We start from the raw sequence: 16,693 nt of genomic DNA on the forward strand, positions 1-16,693 counted from the left end.
AGTAGGTCCTGTATCTCCAGTAGGTCCTGTATCTCCAGTAGGTCCTGTATCTCCAGTAGGTCCTGTATCTCCAGTAGGTCCTGTATCTCCAGTAGATCCTGTATCTCCAGTAGGTCCTGTATCTCCTTGTGGTCCTGTTGCTCCCGTTGGGCCAGTTGCCCCCGTTACACTCGGTCCCGTAGGTCCAGTGGGTCCTGTCGTACCAAACGCTTGCCAAGGATTCCAAACACCACCAGTCTGGCTTCGCACATATACAGATGGATTGGAAATAAATAATTGCAAGATGGACGGGGTTCCGATGCCAGGCGCAATGACCGAAACATATACTGTCCAAATGGGATTGGCATTTGGTCCATTAACAGATGGTCCAGATACTCCATCGGAACTATAGACACCAGCTGATGTTAAGGTATTGAGATCCGTATTAGAAGGAGTCGTGGCGTAAGAAAACGCACCGACATCCTGTGCGTCTAATGCAACTGCACCAGTTTGACCGTTTACTGTCAATACAGATCCAGCAGGTCCTGTTGGACCAGCTGGACCTGTTGGGCCAACCATAGTAGGCATTTCCATAACACTTTCTAATTTTCCTTTTAACAACATTTCCGTTTCAGAGGCGCTTTTTAAAGTAGATTGTACGCTTTTGTTTAATTGGATTAATTGATCGAATGTAGGAGGCGTTGCCAAATTATTATTGGTTAAAGTTCCTAATGCATATTGTAACTTTTCTCCCTCTGCATTAATAATATGTGCTAAACCGAGTTCTTGCATGGCAATGGAGGACAGCAATAAATTAATTGCTTCCTCTCGTGTCAAAGTAATATTCGGATTAATATCCGGTAAATTCGGCTGCGACATGCTTCATTCTCCTTCCTATTTGCATCTGTCACTTGTATCAAATCTTTTGATTTACTTTTACCAATACAGATATGGTTCTATATACCATATGATTCTCTCTACTCCCTTTTTTACATTAGATGTAAATGGAACACCTCTTCTCCTATCTCTTTTTCCGTAAAACAAAAAAACCATGCAAGCTCTGAGACTTGAATAGGGGTTTCACAACCCAAATTACCGATATTACATACATTTTCTAAACCAAAGAGTAACTCACAGGAATACACAAAATGATTATAACTACCTGCGGCGCTAGTTGATTTAGAATATTAAAAGGTGCTGGAAAATAGAAAAAGATTGCATATATTGAACTCAAAATGACCAAGAAATGAGTGAATGATATGCAATCTCCTAAATACATAAATAATTATACAAATACCCTTACCGTTTTTAATCAAATTTTAGAAATTGTCGTTAAACTATACAAAAAGTGTATACCATCTACGATTAAAAATCGTAAGAATGTTGATAAATTAGTCCAACCCGATACGGATGTTAGACTAAAAAGTAGACACAGGTTATTATAATAAAAATAAACCGAATGAGATAATATGAAGTGCCCCCCCTAGATTATCAAGTCAGGGATTTTAATCCATAATAATGAGTGAGAACAAACATTATGAATGGGTTTATACCCTATGACAATAGGAGGCTACTATGGAAAATATAATCTATATCGGGATGGATGTCCACAAGGAACGCCTTAGTTTATGTGCGTTGCACGGAACAACCGGGGAAATTGTAGGAGAAGCACGATGTGCTTCAAATGTATCTCTCGTGAAAAAATTCGTTGAGAAACTGAAAACAAAATATAGGGAAGATATAAACATTAAAGCTAGATATGAGGCTGGTTGTTTAGGATATTCACTCCATAATCTTCTTGAACAAAACGGAATTGATTGTGATATTTTAGCTCCCACAACAATGTACAGTTCATCAAAAAACAAAATGGTGAAAAATGATAAATTCGATGCCAAAATGATTGCTCTTAATTTAGCGAATGGCACCTACAAAGAAGTATATGTTCCAGAAGAAGAGGATGTTGCCGTGAAAGAGTATATCCGTATGTTAGGTGATTTTAAAACATCATTGAAGAAAATCAAACAACAGATAAAGGCATTCCTTTTAAGGCATGGCTATGTGTATGAAGGGATATCAAGCTGGACAATCACTTATATGAAATGGGTAAGGAACCTTGATTTACAAGGATTATTCAAAGAAACGTTAGGCGAGTATCTATTACAGTATGAGGTTCTAGTTGATAAAATTGAGCGGTTCAGTCTGAGGTTAGAAGAATTATCTCATCGTGAAAGGTACGAAGAACCAATCGCAAAGTTAAGATGCTTAAAAGGGATAGACACAACAGCAGCAATGAATGTTTATGTAGAAATTGCAGACTTCACTCATTTTCCCACAGCTAAAGCATTTATGGCTTATCTAGGATTGACGCCAATCGAAAGTTCAAGTGGAGAGAAAATTAGTCGAATTTCGATTACAAAGCAAGGCAATTCGGCCGTTAGGTCTATGCTTGTAGAATGTGCAAATGCTTTAGTAAAAGGAACAATCGGATTAAAATCGAAACGAGTGAAAGCAAGACAAACAGGGAAGCCCAGAAATGTTGCCATTACAGCGATTGCAAGAGAACTTGGGTGTTTTATCTGGGGATTAGAAACAGGAAAAATTTAAAAAATCAAAAAGGGATATGAAGGGGCTGCATTCATAGTTAGAGACCCAAAGTATCAATCGATTGATGGTATAGATGAGCTTCAGAGATAATGAATTACAGGTCTGGCTATCTATTTTGACACCTTTCTGGCACAGCTGAAATTCTGATAAACAAGCTATTTATTAGAATGTGAAAAGATGTGAACCACGTAACGAGATGATAAGAGCCTAACGACGGACCATTAACCTGAGGTAACCAATCCACGAATAACAGAGTGGTTAACTGTCGATAAACCTTATTTCTGAAGCTTTTGTGTGCCATCAAGAAAAAATATTGTGGTTGAAAAACTATTGACAAAGGTCACTTCATAACAGGTGTCTACATGGGGAAAATAAAACAATATGGAGAAAAATTTAAACGCCAAAGAGTAATGCATGTTTGACAAACGGGTAAAGCTGTAGCTCAAGTTGCCCGAGAATTAGGAATTTCAGTGAATACCCTTCACGGTTGGGTAAAGAAATATAAACAAGAGTTCGCGGTGATACAGCAACGAGCGTTCCGTTCTGAGGACAAAAAAACAAATGAAATGGAGCGACGTATTCGAGATTTAGAGGCAGAAAATGCAATCTTAAAAGGTGATGCACTTCTTCGCGAAAGACCATCGATAAAATTTAAGTTTATCCATCGACATCGCTTCACATACCGAGTGGAGAAGATGTGCCAAGTCCTACATGTATCCCGAAGCGGATATTACAAATGGAAACATCACACCAAAAGCCTTAGGCAAATACAGAGAGAACAAATAACCAAAGAAATCCACCGTATTTTCCTAGAATCGCGTTGTTTATAGGGAAGTCCCAAAGTAACGTCTGTCTTATGTCAAAAAGGAAAGTAAATCTTACAAAAAACAGTGTCCAGAATCATGAAAGAACAGGGATTACAATCAAGAACTGTAAAAAAATATAAAGCTACTACAAATTCCAAACATTCTTATCCGATACAGGACAATGTGTTAAATCGTCAATTCAAGGTAAAAAAGCTAAATCAAGTTTGGGTAGCCGATATTACCTATGTATCGACGAAAGAAGGATGGTTGTATGTAGCAAGTCTGATGGACTTGTATTCTAGAAAAATTGTGGGCTGGCATGCTAATTGTACGATGACAAAAAATTAGTATTGAAGGCTTTACAACAAGCTTATTTCCGTCAAAAACCGGAAGGTTCAGTCTTGTATCATTCTGATCGAGGAAGTCAATATGCTTCCCATGATTATCAAAAACAATTACAACAGTATGGAATGCAATGTAGCATGAGTAGAAAAGGGAACTGTTATGATAACGCTTGTATCGAATCATTCCATGGTGTCTTGAAAAAAGAACGTATTTATTAGCAACAATACGCAACACATACCCAAGCACAGCAAGATATTTGGGAATACATTGAAATCTTCTATAATCGTAAAAGAATTCATTCAGCGAATGGTTATTTATCTCCGACAGAAAAAGAACATACTTACGATTTGGAGACTGCATAATTAAATTTATCTGTGTCTATTTTATTGACTTAATATCACTCTCACCAATAGACTAACATGATTAGGACCGCAACCACATACTATATATAGAAAAATGAGGGGATACAAATAGGTAATCTGCCAATTGTATACGACTCTGGTACAGTTCACCTTAAAATAAATAAATTTACCATAAATAACCATTTATTATTTTACCTACCGCACGCTGTTTTTCAACCTAATATATTGTTTTTTCCTGATTTTTATAAAAGGAGGCCGAAATAGAATATGTCTCTTCCTAATCTCCCTGATATCACACCTGATATCTCTTTAACACGACAAGAAGTCATTAACTTATTACTCTCTTCCATTGCCATGGAGGAAATTGGTTTATCACATATACTCAATGCAGAAGGTGAAAAATTACAACATTTCATGAAACAAAAAAAACGAAATTTTTGCGAATATATAGCTATCAATCAAAGTGTGAATGCTACATTAAAAACAATTGTAAAATCTCAGCTATTGCTACAATTAAAATTAGAAGAAGTTAACGCTATAAAAGATGTAGAAAATCCAGAACACTGCACACCCTGTAAATCATATGAAGAACATACACCATGCTGTAAACAAACTTGTTATCCTTGCCAGCCAACAAGATGCCCATCTGTACCTTGTAGAAGGTTTAATTGCGATTGCAAAAGTGGGAATTCTCACCCACCACCGCTACAAAAAAAATGTACATGTCAACCCAATATTCACAAATGTCACTGTAATGACTAATCTTGTTTCGTATTGGTGGTGTAGAAATGGCGCCTCTTGATTCCTCACCTACACAGGCCATGTTGGATGCAACTCTCTTTTATATAGAGCACTCCTGTTTACTTTGCCGAGAAATGGTATCTCAAGATTCTTACGATCCATATGAACAAAAAGAAATAACTCATACCCTATATGAATCATTCTGGATTTCCCATGCGCTTATTCAAAATATTACCATTCATCATCCTGACATAGTAAGGTGCACTACACAATGTAACAACCCTGCTCTACCTTCACACACACTTGATCGAATGAAAAAGATTCGATATTTGTTACAAAAGCTAAGACAACATTTGCGTACTTTCCGTTTTCTTGATCCGAATCAAAAATGTAGCACACTACTTCAGATGTTATTACACCAAGAAATCCTAAACATACGAGCCGTAAAACCATTTCATAATAAAACCAGTCCTCCTTGGATAAATCCCATCATATCTAATAAGAAGATATGATAAGAAACAATGATCCTACCAGATACCTCCAACGTCTCTTGTACGAAATAAAGAAGCGTAAGAGCCTGTTTAAAATCTTTTCAATAAAATTGCCACACCTGCCAATAAGCAAATCTGTCTACTATTTTCAAGTGTTCGTTCACAATTCTTCCATAGTCTACGGTAATTTTCCAACCAGGCAAAGGTGCGTTCCAAAATCCAGCGTTTTGGTAACACGACAAATTTGTGAAGTTCAGAGCATTTGATGATTTCAACTGAACAATCAATCGTTTCTTTTATTGATTACGCAAAGGATGGTCCTATATATCCTCCATCACAAAGTATATTTGTTACTTTTTCCAATGTTTTCTTGTGCCTTTCACACATTTGGATGGCGCCCTCTCGGTCTGTTATGTTCGCAGTTGTTACATCAATTGCATGAATGAGACCGTCCGTATCTACAGCGATATGACGTTTGATTCCTGACACTTTCTTTCCGGCATCATAACCCTTTTCACCAGCTATCCATGTGTTTTTCACGCTTTGTGCATCTACGATGCAGAAACTTGTCTCATTCTTACGTCCACCTTGCTCGCGATAGGTTTCAACCAATTTTTTTATGCACTTTTTCGAGAAGACTTATGCCATTCTCGTCTACTTTCCGCCAAATCTGATAGTAGAAATAAACAGTTTGCCAGTTTGGGAAGTCACATGGTAGATTGCGCCATTGACAGCCTGTGGTAAGCACGTATAGTACGCCGCAGAATACCTCATATAAATTAACTGTGCGTGGACGCGTCCTTTTACGTGCGTTTTCCAAATCTTCTCGAATGAGTTCAAACTGTTCACGTGAAACGTTACTTGTATAATTATGTATCATAGAAAATATCCTTTTTGTACAGATTATACCATAGATTCTAAACAGGTTCTTAGAGAATACGATAATTGGAGCAATTTCTATCGTAATTGGAATTATACTTGGTATAGCACTATCAAAAAGCTTTTTTGAATTCATCGGGAAATCGCTCTTCTTAAGTGAGTCATTTTCCTATTTCTTCTCTCCAATTGCTACTTTTTTTACAGTTATTTTGTTTGGAGTTCTATTCTTTTTTGTTTCATTACGTAGTTATTATAAAATTGGACGCATTTCTGTTTTGGAGTTATTTCAAGAGACAAAAAAAACAAAAGATTTACCTAGGTTTTCTAAGAAGAAATTCATAATTTCCCTGTTAATTTTGGTTATTTCGTATGTTTTTATCCTTTATGCAACTTTACCTGTACTATTATTTTCTTTTTTGCCTTTATCTGCTCTTTTATTGTTAGGGACGTACCTTTTTTGTTCACACGGATTAGTAGGAACTGTATCGTATTTAATTAATAAAGAAAAAAAACATTTAAATGGCATTCGAATGCTAATATTTATAAGTCTAAGGAAAAAACTTTATTATAATGCTAAAATCATCTTTCTTGTTTCAATATTCTTATCAATGATAATGATATTAATCAGCTCTATATATTTATATTCGGAGTTGAATGATCAAAGAATGCGAAGTAGCCACCCACAGCCAGCTGTATTTATTGTTGATAAAAAACAAGAGAATACATTAGAATCTGATTTAGAAAAAAATTTCAAAGGAGAGGTTGAGGGATTTCATAAGAAAAAATGGGAAGGTGTATTACTGAAATCATCAAAGGAAGAAGGACAAACTCTTATACTACAAACAGATTCATTCTTTATAAAGAACTGGACAAAAACAAAAAAAGATAACCTGTTATTTAGTAAAAAAAATGCTAATATCGATAAGTTGAATATCCAAACAAATAAAGGGAATACAAAATTGATAGTAAAAAATGTAGTTGAAGGACATGCGATAAACCCGGTATCTGGGATAGATAATGTAGTTTTTGTACCAGCAGATATACTTAATGAATTAGAGAAGGGAATATTACCTACTCAACATGTTTCATTTTATACATTAGATTTCAAGGAAGATAATAAGAGTTATAGTGCACTAAAAACTTTATTTGAGGCACTCCCTTTAGAGATAAAGGAACAGTCCAGCGTTCGTCTTCTTCATTATGAAAATACAGTTCAATTAACTTCAGTTTTATGGATAATAGCATTATTTATTGGTTTTATCTTGCTAATTGCTTTATCCAGTCTTCTTTGGTTTAAGTTATACGAAGATATATCTAATGATAGAAAAATATTTCACGCTTTAAGAAAAATTGGTTTGAATTTCAATGAAATAAAAAAAACATTAAGAGTTCAAATTGCAATAATTTTCTTTGTACCAATTATTCTCGGGGGAATAAATCTATTCATAGCAATCTATGCCTTGCAAAATATATTGGGAGGATTTAAAATTTACTCAATAATATTAATATTTTTTATTTTCTTGGTATTCCAATTGGTATTTTGCTTCATTTCAAACCACGTTTATTATAAGAAGGTTGTTCATGAAAAGAATATTAATTAGCAAGAAAATATATTTCACAAAATAATAAGAGTTTTAAAATAAACTAGAGAGGAGTGTTTTTTTGAATGGAACGATTCTTGTTGTAGATGATGAGTCAGAAATTGTAGATGTACTCTCTGATATATTCTGTGATCGGGGTTATAAAGTTCTCAAGGCTTACAATGGAGAACAAGCTCTAAATCATTTGAAAACACAAGTTGATTTAGTCATTTTAGATATTATGATGCCAAAAATGGACGGTTTTGAATTTTGTAAGGTCGTTCGTGAACAAATAAAATGCCCGATTCTATTTTTGAGTGCTAAACATTCAGAAATAGATAAAGTGAAAGGCTTTACTTTAGGTGGAGATGATTATATTACAAAACCATTCCAAGTTAAGGAGCTCATCGCACGTGTGGAGGCCCACTTGAGGCGTGAGAAAAGAGAACGTGTAAACTTGCAAAATCAACGTTTCTTAGGAAACTTGACCATTAACTATTTACAGCATGATGTTTTTATTGATGGAGTAAAAATAGATGTAACGAGTAAAGAGTTTAAAATATTAGAGCTTTTAACGGTAAATTTAGGACAAATTTTTTCTAAGGAACAAATTTATGAGAAAATTTGGGGATTGGATGCAGTAGGAGATCTCAATACAATAATAGTGCATATTAATAACTTAAGAGCTAAATTAAGTTTGGGTATGTCAACTTACCATATTAAAACCGTATGGGGAGTTGGCTATAAGTTGGAGAAATGTTAATGTTAAAAAAATTATCGTTGAAAAACCAATTTATTCTAACATTTGCAGCTGTAATATTTTTAAGTATTGTCAGTACGGTTTGTACGTTAATTTTAATATACTCTTTTCTTTTTATTTATAATGAAAAATCTGTTTTACCTGCCAACCATTATGAAAAACAAGTGCCTAGCATTGAAAAATTTGTAGAAATGAATGGAGATAAAATAGTAGATTTATCCTATCAAAAAAAAATAGAGAAAGTGATTCCAATGCAAGGAATTACTTATCAAGTTATGAATACGAATGGAAATAGGTTATATGGTACATTGAGTGATGAATTATTGAAAAACGATAAAGAAGTGTATCATAAAATAAATACCTCTACTCAAAATGGTAAACTAATTACAAAATACATTCCAATTATGAGTAATAATCAACTAGTTGGTGTGCTTGCTGTACGATACATACTAGCTGCATCTATTGATTATTACATAGAATATGTTTTTATTATTGCTTTTCTTATTCCTTTTATATTTTTAACGCTTTATTCTTATCTATTAGCTAAACGTTTAGGAAAACAATTGAATAAACCTATTAAAGAAGTAATAATGGCCTCACAAAAAATTAAAAACAAAGATTTAGACTTTGAAATAAAATATGAAAGTGAAAATGAAATAGGTATATTAATTGATTCATTTAACAGTATGAAGGAAGAATTAAAAAATTCATTATATGTTCAATGGAAATTAGAACAGGAACGTCGGGATATGGTTGCTTCCATTGCACATGATTTGCGAACACCGCTAACTATTATTTTGTCTCATGTAGAAGTATTAATGGAGCCCATGCCAAATAATCAAAAACGACTTCATCACTACTTACAAACAATAAAGAATAATACCGAAAGAGTATTACATTTAACCGAAGAGATGAGAAGAATTTCTGAAGTGGATAACCCTGATTTCACTCTTATGATTTGTAATATAGCTCCAGCTGAAATGATTCCAGAAATGCTTGAAGAGTTTAAGGAATTGGCAAAAAATGAAGATATCCAATTAACCTATACTTTACTTATTAAACCAGAAGAAAAAAATCTTAAGTTTGCACTTGATCCAAATCGCTTGCATCAAATTCTGACGAATATTATTTCTAATAGTATTCGCTTTACGCCAAAAAAAGGAAGGATTAATGTGCAAGTGGAGGTGAAAAAAGACGTTATGTCTTTTTCTATCTCGGATTCTGGAGTTGGATTTAATACTAAAGATATTCCATTTTTATTTAGTAAATTCTACCAAGGGGATCTTTCAAGGTCAAATCAACTACATCATGGACTAGGTTTGTATATTGTAGAAAAATTGGTTGAAAAACATGGTGGAGAAATTCATGCTGAAAATAATGAGATTCAAGGAGCTCGGATTTCATTCACGATACACGCTCTGTTTAGTAATAAAAAAAGGAACTATGAATTGTCATAGTTCCTTCTCCGTTATTTAATAGCATTATATACATCCAGCTGTCCGTACCCCCAAGAAGCTTTATCAGGTGCTATATCTTTCTTTATTCCATTTTTGTAAAGGTGTGAAATTGATCGATTTGGTTGATTTTTATAATTATAGTGATTGATAATTAGAGCTAGTGTAGCGGATACTTTCGGAACTGCCATCGATGTTCCAGCGGCAAATAAGTATCTTCCAGTATTAAAAGTTGTCAGTACTTCTTCTTGTCGGAAAAGACCAGTATTCCACCATACCTCTTCGCCATATTGTTGCCACAAACGATAATCTCCTCCTGGAGCAGATATGTCAATGAATCCTTCTCCGTAATTAGAGAATACAGAACGTTGTCCAGTTGGACCAGTAGACGATACTGTTACTACTCCTGGTAATTCCCCAGGTGCTTCTATTCCTACACCAGTATATGTTTTACCCTCTTTTTCATATTTTTGTTTAAGAAAGTTATTTAGCTCCTGTTTATTAGCCACGTTTATAGAATCATTTCCTGCAGAAGCTACTACTATACTACCACGTTGATTGGCATATTCTATAGCACGTTTGTAACCTTCTACTTCTGCCCATCCATTGTCTACAAGTTTTCCATTTTCATAGACTTTTCCATTTACATAATAGGAACCAAGACTAAGGTTGATGACATCTACATCATCCTTAGCTGCTTCGATGATGGCATTAATGACCCAAGCTGCATCAGCTGATTTATTTCCAAATACACGATATGCTCTGATTCCCGTATTAGGAGCAACACCTTTTATTTCCCCATTTGCAGCAATAGATCCAGTAACGAGAGTTCCATGGCCGTTGATATCATTGATATTATTAATATCGCCTGTTTCTTCAGGTTCAGTACCTCTCAATCCTCCTTTTGGAACGAAATTTTTAGATCCGGGAATAAGGTTTTTTACTAAGTCAGGATGATCCACATCGACTCCCGAATCAATAATTCCAACAACCACATTATGAGAGCCAGTTTCCTTTTTATAACTTTCTCCATTATGAGTAAGTTCCTTCATGTCCCACTGCATATCCCATAAGGGAGGTAGGTTTGTATCTAAGGTTTTTGTTGAAAAATTAGATAAATTAGGTATCTTTATGGAATGAGAAATCTCTGGTGTTTTGACTTGCAAAGAAGGATTAACTGATTCGAATAAAGGAGATTGATTTGTAGACACTTGTGTATCTCCTTTGAATTGAATGAGTCCTATCTCCGGGACAGTGTAAGTAATTTCTCCATCCTTCTTTTTTATTTCGGTAATGCCTTGGTCTAATTTTGATGGGTCTTTTAATAAAACGGTGTAATATTGCTTAGGTTTTTCTTGAGCATGTCCTACATTTGAAAATAAAAAATACGTTAACACGGTTGCAATGACAGTGATTGCTTGTTTTTTCATAATTATCCCCTTACCTTTATAAATTGGAGGTGGAATTTGAAGATGGACCGCAAAATAAGTTTTGACAAATACCCCTATTGCCCATTTTGCTATCCCACCTAGATCCTATAAATAAGGTAACAAACCATTGGAAATTTCAAATCCGTAAATCCCGAACTTATAAGTGGTATATAGCGCAATATACTTCTTTATGTAAACACCCTGGAATTTCTACTCTAGATTTATTTCCAAAGGAATAATTCAGAAAATACAGAAAAATGTCGTAATCATTTGTAGAAGTCTGTTATAATAAACGAAAAAATGAAAACGTTTTAAAGGGGGACATAACCAATATGATGATGAATGTACCGCTAACAATTAGTTCTATGATGGAAAGAGCAGAGAAACTGTTTTCGAAGAAAGAAATTGTTTCACGGACACATGATACAGTTACAACGTTAACGTATAAGCAGTTAGGGGAAAGAACGAGAAGACTTTCCAGTGCGTTGAAAAAGCTTGGAATTAAAGAAGGTGAACGTGTAGGAACGTTAGCATGGAACCATCATCGGCATGTGGAAGCATATTTTGCTATTCCTGGTATTGCTTCTGTTTTGCACACAATTAATATTCGTTTATCTCCTCAACATATTTCATACATTATTCAGCACGCAGAAGATCGAATTCTACTTATTGATGAAGATCTCGTACCGTTTGTTGAAAAAATTCAATCACAATTATCAACTGTACAAGCTTACATTATTATGACTGATAAAGATGAACTTCCAAATACTACGCTAGAACCTGTATATCATTATGAAAAGCTATTAGAAGAAGGCGATCCAAATTTCCAATTTGTAAAAGATATTGATGAAAATACACCTGCTGGTATGTGTTATACGTCAGCGACTACAGGAAATCCAAAAGGTGTTGTATATACGCATCGTAGTACTGTGCTGCATTGCATGGCACTCGGTTTAGCGGATACAGCTGCTTTATCGGAAAGTGATGCGGCGATGGCAATTGTACCGATGTTCCATGTGAATGCTTGGGGACTTCCTTTCGCTGCTACTTGGTTTGGATCAAAACAAGTTCTTCCTGGACCGATGTTTACTCCGAAAATTTTATTAGAGATGATTCAATCAGAAAAAGTGACGTTAGCTGCGGGTGTGCCGACAATTTGGCTCGGCGTATTACAAGAGTTAGAAAATAATAGTTACGATTTATCTAGTATGACGAGAATACTATGCGGAGGTGCAGCGGCGCCGAAAAGTGTTATTAAAGCATTTGAACAGAAACATAATGTTCCGTTCATACATGCATATGGTATGACTGAAACGAGTCCACTCGTAACACTTGCACGTTTAAAAAGTTATGAAACGGAATTATCGTATGAAGAGCAACTAGAAATTCGCTCTAAACAAGGATATCTTGTACCTGGTGTCGAGATGAAAGTAGTCGGTACAAATGGTGAAGTGAAGTGGGATGGTACTGAGATGGGAGAATTATGTTTACGAGCACCTTGGATCGCTGAAAGCTATTATAACGATGATCGTACTGTCGAAGGGTTTCGAGATGGGTGGTTATATACAGGAGATGTTGTAACAGTGGATGAGGAAGGTTGCGTAAAGATTGTTGACCGTACGAAAGATGTGATTAAAAGCGGAGGAGAGTGGATTTCTTCAGTTGACCTTGAAAATGCTTTAATGGCACATGATGCTATATTTGAAGCGGCTGTCGTGGCCGTTCCTCATCCGCAGTGGCAAGAGCGCCCAGTTGCTTGCGTCGTTCAAAAGAAGAATAGTACAGTAACGAAAGAAGAGATATATGAGTTTTTAAAACCACAGTTTGCGAAGTGGTGGTTACCAGACGATATTGTATTTATGGAAGAAATACCGAAAACATCTGTTGGGAAGTTTTTAAAACAGGCGCTTCGGAAAGAACTTGAGCATTTGCATAAAGAGAAATAATTGAATTTATATTTGTAAACTGATTTAAAAAACAGGTTGACAAATGATAGGCGGAAAGATAATATAACTCCTGTAATATGTTATCTAAAAAACATTTTAAGTTTACAAATAGGAGAAGCAAATATGAATACAAAAAACTTAGTTTTCGTCGCTTTATTTAGTTCTATTATGGGAGTGTTAGGGTTAATTCCTCCAATTGCTCTTTCTATTACACCAGTTCCAATTACATTACAATCACTTGGTGTTATGCTTGCTGGTGGACTATTAGGATCACGTCTTGGTGCATTAAGTCAGCTAGTTTTCTTACTTATTGTAGGAGTTGGAGCACCATTACTTGCTGGTGGACGCAGTGGCCTTGGTGTATTTGTTGGGCCAAGTGCAGGATATTTACTTGGTTATATCGTTGGAGCGTTTGTCATTGGTTATTTAATTGAGCGTTTACGTGAAGTTTCTATAATAAAGGTATTATGTATTAATATAATTGGTGGTATTTTCGTAGTTTATGTATTTGGTATTATTGTACAAGCTTTCGTAATGGATATTTCTATATGGCAGACGATGAAAGTAAGTGTCGCATTTTTACCAGGGGATTGCATAAAAGCAATTATAGCAGCAATTCTTGTAACAAAATTACATCGTTCATTGAAACATATTATTACGCCAGCTTTAAAGAGTGGGAAATATACAAAAGCGGGATAAGAAAGAGAAGAAACACGTTCATTACGTGTTTCTTTTTATTATTTTGTCAAGAAAGGACGTCTCAAATGGGGATTACAAAAGAATATAAAAATTATGCCTCTTTACAACCGAATAAAATAGCAATAAAGGAAAATGATCGATTTTTAACATATAAAGAGTGGTTTGAGTCAGTGTGTAAAGTAGCAAACTGGTTGGCTGAAAAAGAATCGAAGAATAAAACGATAGCAATCCTATTAGAAAATCGTATAGAGTTTTTACAACTATTTTCTGGTGCCGCTATGGCCGGATGGATTTGTGTACCATTAGATATAAGGTGGAAACAGGATGAGCTTAAAGAAAGGATTGCAATTAGTAATCCGGATGTGATTGTGACAGAGCGATATAAGGTAAATAATCTACCTGGTGAAGAAGGAAGAGTAATAGAAATTGATGAGTGGAAAAGAATGATAGAGCACTATCTTCCTACATATCAGTCCGTAAAAAATGTACAAAATGCTCCTTTTTATATGGGATTCACATCAGGATCAACTGGCAAAGCAAAAGCATTTTTACGTGCGCAACAATCGTGGGTTCATAGTTTCGATTGCAATATACATGATTTTCATATGAAAGAAGAAGATTCTATTTTAATAGCTGGGACACTCGTTCATTCTCTTTTTTTATACGGCGCAATAAGTGCATTATATGTAGGACAAACAGTGCACATTATGAGAAAGTTCTTTCCAAATCAAGTATTAGATAAGTTAGAAACTGAAAATATATCAGTTATGTATACAGTTCCGACAATGCTTGAATCTTTATATAAAGAAAGTAGATTAATAGAAAATAAAGTGAAAATTATTTCGTCAGGAGCGAAATGGGAAGCTGAAGCGAAAGAAAAAATAAAGAATATATTTCCTTATGCGAAAAGATATGAATTTTATGGTGCATCAGAGTTAAGTTTTGTAACAGCACTAGTCGATGCAGAAAGCGAAAGAAGGCCAAATTCAGTAGGAAAACCTTGTCATAATGTGCAAGTTCGAATATGTAATGAAGCAGGCGAAGAAGTACAAAAAGGTGAAATAGGAACTGTTTATGTGAAAAGTGATCAGTTTTTTATGGGATACATAATAGATGGGGTTTTAACACGGGAGTTGAATGCAGAAGGCTGGATGACAGTGCGAGATGTAGGCTATGAAGATGAAGAAGGCTTTATATATATTGTTGGTAGAGAGAAGAATATGATTTTATTTGGAGGAATCAATATTTATCCAGAAGAAATAGAAAGTGTATTACATGAACACCCAGCTGTTGATGAAATAGTTGTAATTGGTGTGAAAGATAGTTACTGGGGTGAAAAGCCCGTCGCGATCGTAAAAGGAAGTGCTACGAAACAACAATTAAAGAGTTTTTGCTTACAGAGATTATCCTCTTTTAAAATACCGAAAGAATGGCATTTTGTAGATGGAATACCTTATACAAATAGTGGGAAAATCGCTCGTATGGAAGCAAAAAGTATGATTGAAAACCGGGAGAAAATATATGAATAGAGCAGTTATTGTAGAGGCGAAAAGAACACCTATTGGTAAGAAGAATGGGATGTTAAAAGAGTATGAAGTTCAGCAATTAACAACGCCGCTTCTTACGTTTTTAAGTAAAGGGATTGAGAGGGAAATAGATGATGTCATATTAGGTAATGTTGTTGGGCCAGGAGGGAATGTTGCGAGACTATCTGCTTTAGAGGCGGGACTTGGCTATCATATTCCTGGTGTAACGATTGATCGGCAATGTGGTGCTGGTTTAGAAGCAATTCGAACTGCGTGTCATCTCATTCAAGGCGGGGCAGGTAAGTGTTATATCGCCGGGGGAGTAGAGAGTACAAGTACGTCACCTTTTCAAAAAAGAGCACGATTTTCACCTGAAAAAATTGGTGATCCTGACATGGGAGTAGCGGCTGAATATGTTGCGGAGCGTTATAATATAACGAGAGAAATGCAAGACGAGTATGCTTGTCTTAGTTATAAGCGGACACTGCAAGCGTTAGAAAAAGGATATATACATGATGAAATATTTTCTTTTAATGGATTATTAGATGAATCTATAAAGCCAGAAATGAATTATGAACGAATCATTAAAAGAACAAAGCCCGCATTTTTACAAAATGGAACAGTGACGGCAGGTAATTCATGTGGTGTAAATGATGGGGCATGTGCTGTTCTTGTAATGGAAGAGGGACAAGCCCGAAAGTTAGGTTATAAACCTGTCCTTCGTTTCGTTCGTAGTGCTGTAGTGGGAGTGGATCCCAAGCTTCCAGGGACTGGTCCGATATTTGCGGTGAACAAATTATTAAACGAAATGAATGTAAAAGTAGAGGACATCGATTATTTTGAAATAAATGAAGCATTCGCCTCAAAAGTTGTTGCTTGCGCAAAAGAGTTACAAATTCCGTACGAAAAAGTAAATGTAAATGGTGGAGCAATTGCGCTCGGTCATCCGTACGGTGCATCTGGTGCTATGCTTGTAACACGTTTGTTTTATCAGGCACAAAGAGAGTCTATGAAATATGGAATTGCTACATTAGGAATTGGAGGCGGGATAGGGATTGCGCTATTATTTGAGAAAGTAGAAGACTAGCGAG

The 16,693-nt window shown here is 35.3% G+C and carries 10 protein-coding genes and 4 pseudogenes; 11 read left to right on the forward strand and 3 right to left on the reverse strand.

Annotated elements, in window-relative coordinates; genetic code table 11:
- Positions 1-603 (reverse strand): annotated as a pseudogene (locus ACQRBL_RS17555) (collagen-like protein); the annotation flags it as partial.
- A gap of 635 nt (positions 604-1,238) precedes the next feature.
- Here ACQRBL_RS17555 and ACQRBL_RS17560 point away from each other — a divergent pair.
- The 4 genes and pseudogenes from ACQRBL_RS17560 to ACQRBL_RS17575 form a co-directional block, all read left to right on the forward strand.
- Positions 1,239-1,388, forward strand: a pseudogene (locus tag ACQRBL_RS17560) (IS982 family transposase); the annotation flags it as partial.
- A 166-nt stretch (positions 1,389-1,554) separates the two neighbouring features.
- The gene (locus ACQRBL_RS17565) at positions 1,555-2,583 is read left to right on the forward strand and encodes an IS110 family transposase (RefSeq protein WP_411996514.1); all 1,029 of its coding nucleotides are present in this window, start codon (positions 1,555-1,557) and stop codon (positions 2,581-2,583) included.
- Between the two features lie 371 nt (positions 2,584-2,954).
- Positions 2,955-4,096, forward strand: a pseudogene (locus tag ACQRBL_RS17570) (IS3 family transposase).
- Between the two features lie 267 nt (positions 4,097-4,363).
- Positions 4,364-4,858: a hypothetical protein gene (locus ACQRBL_RS17575; protein ID WP_242068174.1), complete on the forward strand. Its 495-nt coding sequence runs from the start codon at positions 4,364-4,366 to the stop codon at positions 4,856-4,858.
- 560 nt (positions 4,859-5,418) lie between these two features.
- On the opposite strand, the pseudogene ACQRBL_RS17580 reads toward ACQRBL_RS17575, so the two are convergent.
- Positions 5,419-6,208 (reverse strand): annotated as a pseudogene (locus ACQRBL_RS17580) (IS5 family transposase).
- Between the two features lie 274 nt (positions 6,209-6,482).
- Here ACQRBL_RS17580 and ACQRBL_RS17585 point away from each other — a divergent pair.
- The 3 genes from ACQRBL_RS17585 (at position 6,483) to ACQRBL_RS17595 (ending at position 10,004) form a co-directional block, all read left to right on the forward strand.
- Complete coding sequence (locus ACQRBL_RS17585; protein WP_232357461.1) at positions 6,483-7,808, forward strand: ABC transporter permease; 1,326 nt, start codon at positions 6,483-6,485, stop codon at positions 7,806-7,808.
- 61 nt (positions 7,809-7,869) lie between these two features.
- On the forward strand, positions 7,870-8,550 hold the full coding sequence (locus ACQRBL_RS17590) for a response regulator transcription factor (protein ID WP_023522741.1): 681 nt from the start codon (positions 7,870-7,872) through the stop codon (positions 8,548-8,550).
- Positions 8,550-10,004: a sensor histidine kinase gene (locus ACQRBL_RS17595; RefSeq protein ID WP_411996166.1), complete on the forward strand. Its 1,455-nt coding sequence runs from the start codon at positions 8,550-8,552 to the stop codon at positions 10,002-10,004. Before ACQRBL_RS17590 ends, ACQRBL_RS17595 begins: the two co-directional genes overlap by 1 nt.
- 11 nt (positions 10,005-10,015) lie before the next feature.
- Here ACQRBL_RS17595 and ACQRBL_RS17600 read toward each other — a convergent pair whose 3' ends face one another.
- The gene (locus tag ACQRBL_RS17600) at positions 10,016-11,431 is read right to left on the reverse strand and encodes a S8 family peptidase (protein ID WP_411996165.1); all 1,416 of its coding nucleotides are present in this window, start codon (positions 11,429-11,431) and stop codon (positions 10,016-10,018) included.
- Positions 11,432-11,763: 332 nt separating this feature from the next.
- Between ACQRBL_RS17600 and ACQRBL_RS17605 the strand changes: the two genes are divergently transcribed.
- The 4 genes from ACQRBL_RS17605 to ACQRBL_RS17620 all read left to right on the forward strand — a co-directional run bounded on the left by ACQRBL_RS17605 (position 11,764) and on the right by ACQRBL_RS17620 (position 16,689).
- Positions 11,764-13,377 (forward strand): long-chain fatty acid--CoA ligase, encoded by a 1,614-nt coding sequence (locus ACQRBL_RS17605; RefSeq protein ID WP_023522737.1) that lies wholly within the window; start codon positions 11,764-11,766, stop codon positions 13,375-13,377.
- Between the two features lie 123 nt (positions 13,378-13,500).
- Complete coding sequence (locus ACQRBL_RS17610) at positions 13,501-14,076, forward strand: biotin transporter BioY (RefSeq protein ID WP_023522736.1); 576 nt, start codon at positions 13,501-13,503, stop codon at positions 14,074-14,076.
- A 65-nt stretch (positions 14,077-14,141) separates the two neighbouring features.
- A complete protein-coding gene (locus ACQRBL_RS17615) occupies positions 14,142-15,605 on the forward strand; it encodes an acyl-CoA synthetase (RefSeq protein WP_065484952.1) in 1,464 nt (487 codons plus the stop codon).
- Complete coding sequence (locus tag ACQRBL_RS17620; protein WP_065484950.1) at positions 15,598-16,689, forward strand: acetyl-CoA C-acyltransferase; 1,092 nt, start codon at positions 15,598-15,600, stop codon at positions 16,687-16,689. Before ACQRBL_RS17615 ends, ACQRBL_RS17620 begins: the two co-directional genes overlap by 8 nt.
- Positions 16,690-16,693: the final 4 nt, after the last annotated feature.

This window comes from Bacillus sp. AF62, from assembly GCF_050312695.1.
GTDB classification, from domain to species: domain Bacteria; phylum Bacillota; class Bacilli; order Bacillales; family Bacillaceae_G; genus Bacillus_A; species Bacillus_A cereus.

Excerpts from the sequence above, each read along its gene's own strand:
- ACQRBL_RS17595 (WP_411996166.1), top strand. The coding sequence starts at position 8,550 with ATGTTAAAAAAATTATCGTTGAAAAACCAATTTATTCTAACATTTGCA.
- ACQRBL_RS17565 (WP_411996514.1), top strand. The coding sequence starts at position 1,555 with ATGGAAAATATAATCTATATCGGGATGGATGTCCACAAGGAACGCCTT.
- ACQRBL_RS17610 (WP_023522736.1), top strand. The coding sequence starts at position 13,501 with ATGAATACAAAAAACTTAGTTTTCGTCGCTTTATTTAGTTCTATTATG.
- ACQRBL_RS17600 (WP_411996165.1), bottom strand. The coding sequence starts at position 11,431 with ATGAAAAAACAAGCAATCACTGTCATTGCAACCGTGTTAACGTATTTT.
- ACQRBL_RS17615 (WP_065484952.1), top strand. The coding sequence starts at position 14,142 with ATGGGGATTACAAAAGAATATAAAAATTATGCCTCTTTACAACCGAAT.
- ACQRBL_RS17605 (WP_023522737.1), top strand. The coding sequence starts at position 11,764 with ATGATGATGAATGTACCGCTAACAATTAGTTCTATGATGGAAAGAGCA.
- ACQRBL_RS17575 (WP_242068174.1), top strand. The coding sequence starts at position 4,364 with ATGTCTCTTCCTAATCTCCCTGATATCACACCTGATATCTCTTTAACA.
- ACQRBL_RS17620 (WP_065484950.1), top strand. The coding sequence starts at position 15,598 with ATGAATAGAGCAGTTATTGTAGAGGCGAAAAGAACACCTATTGGTAAG.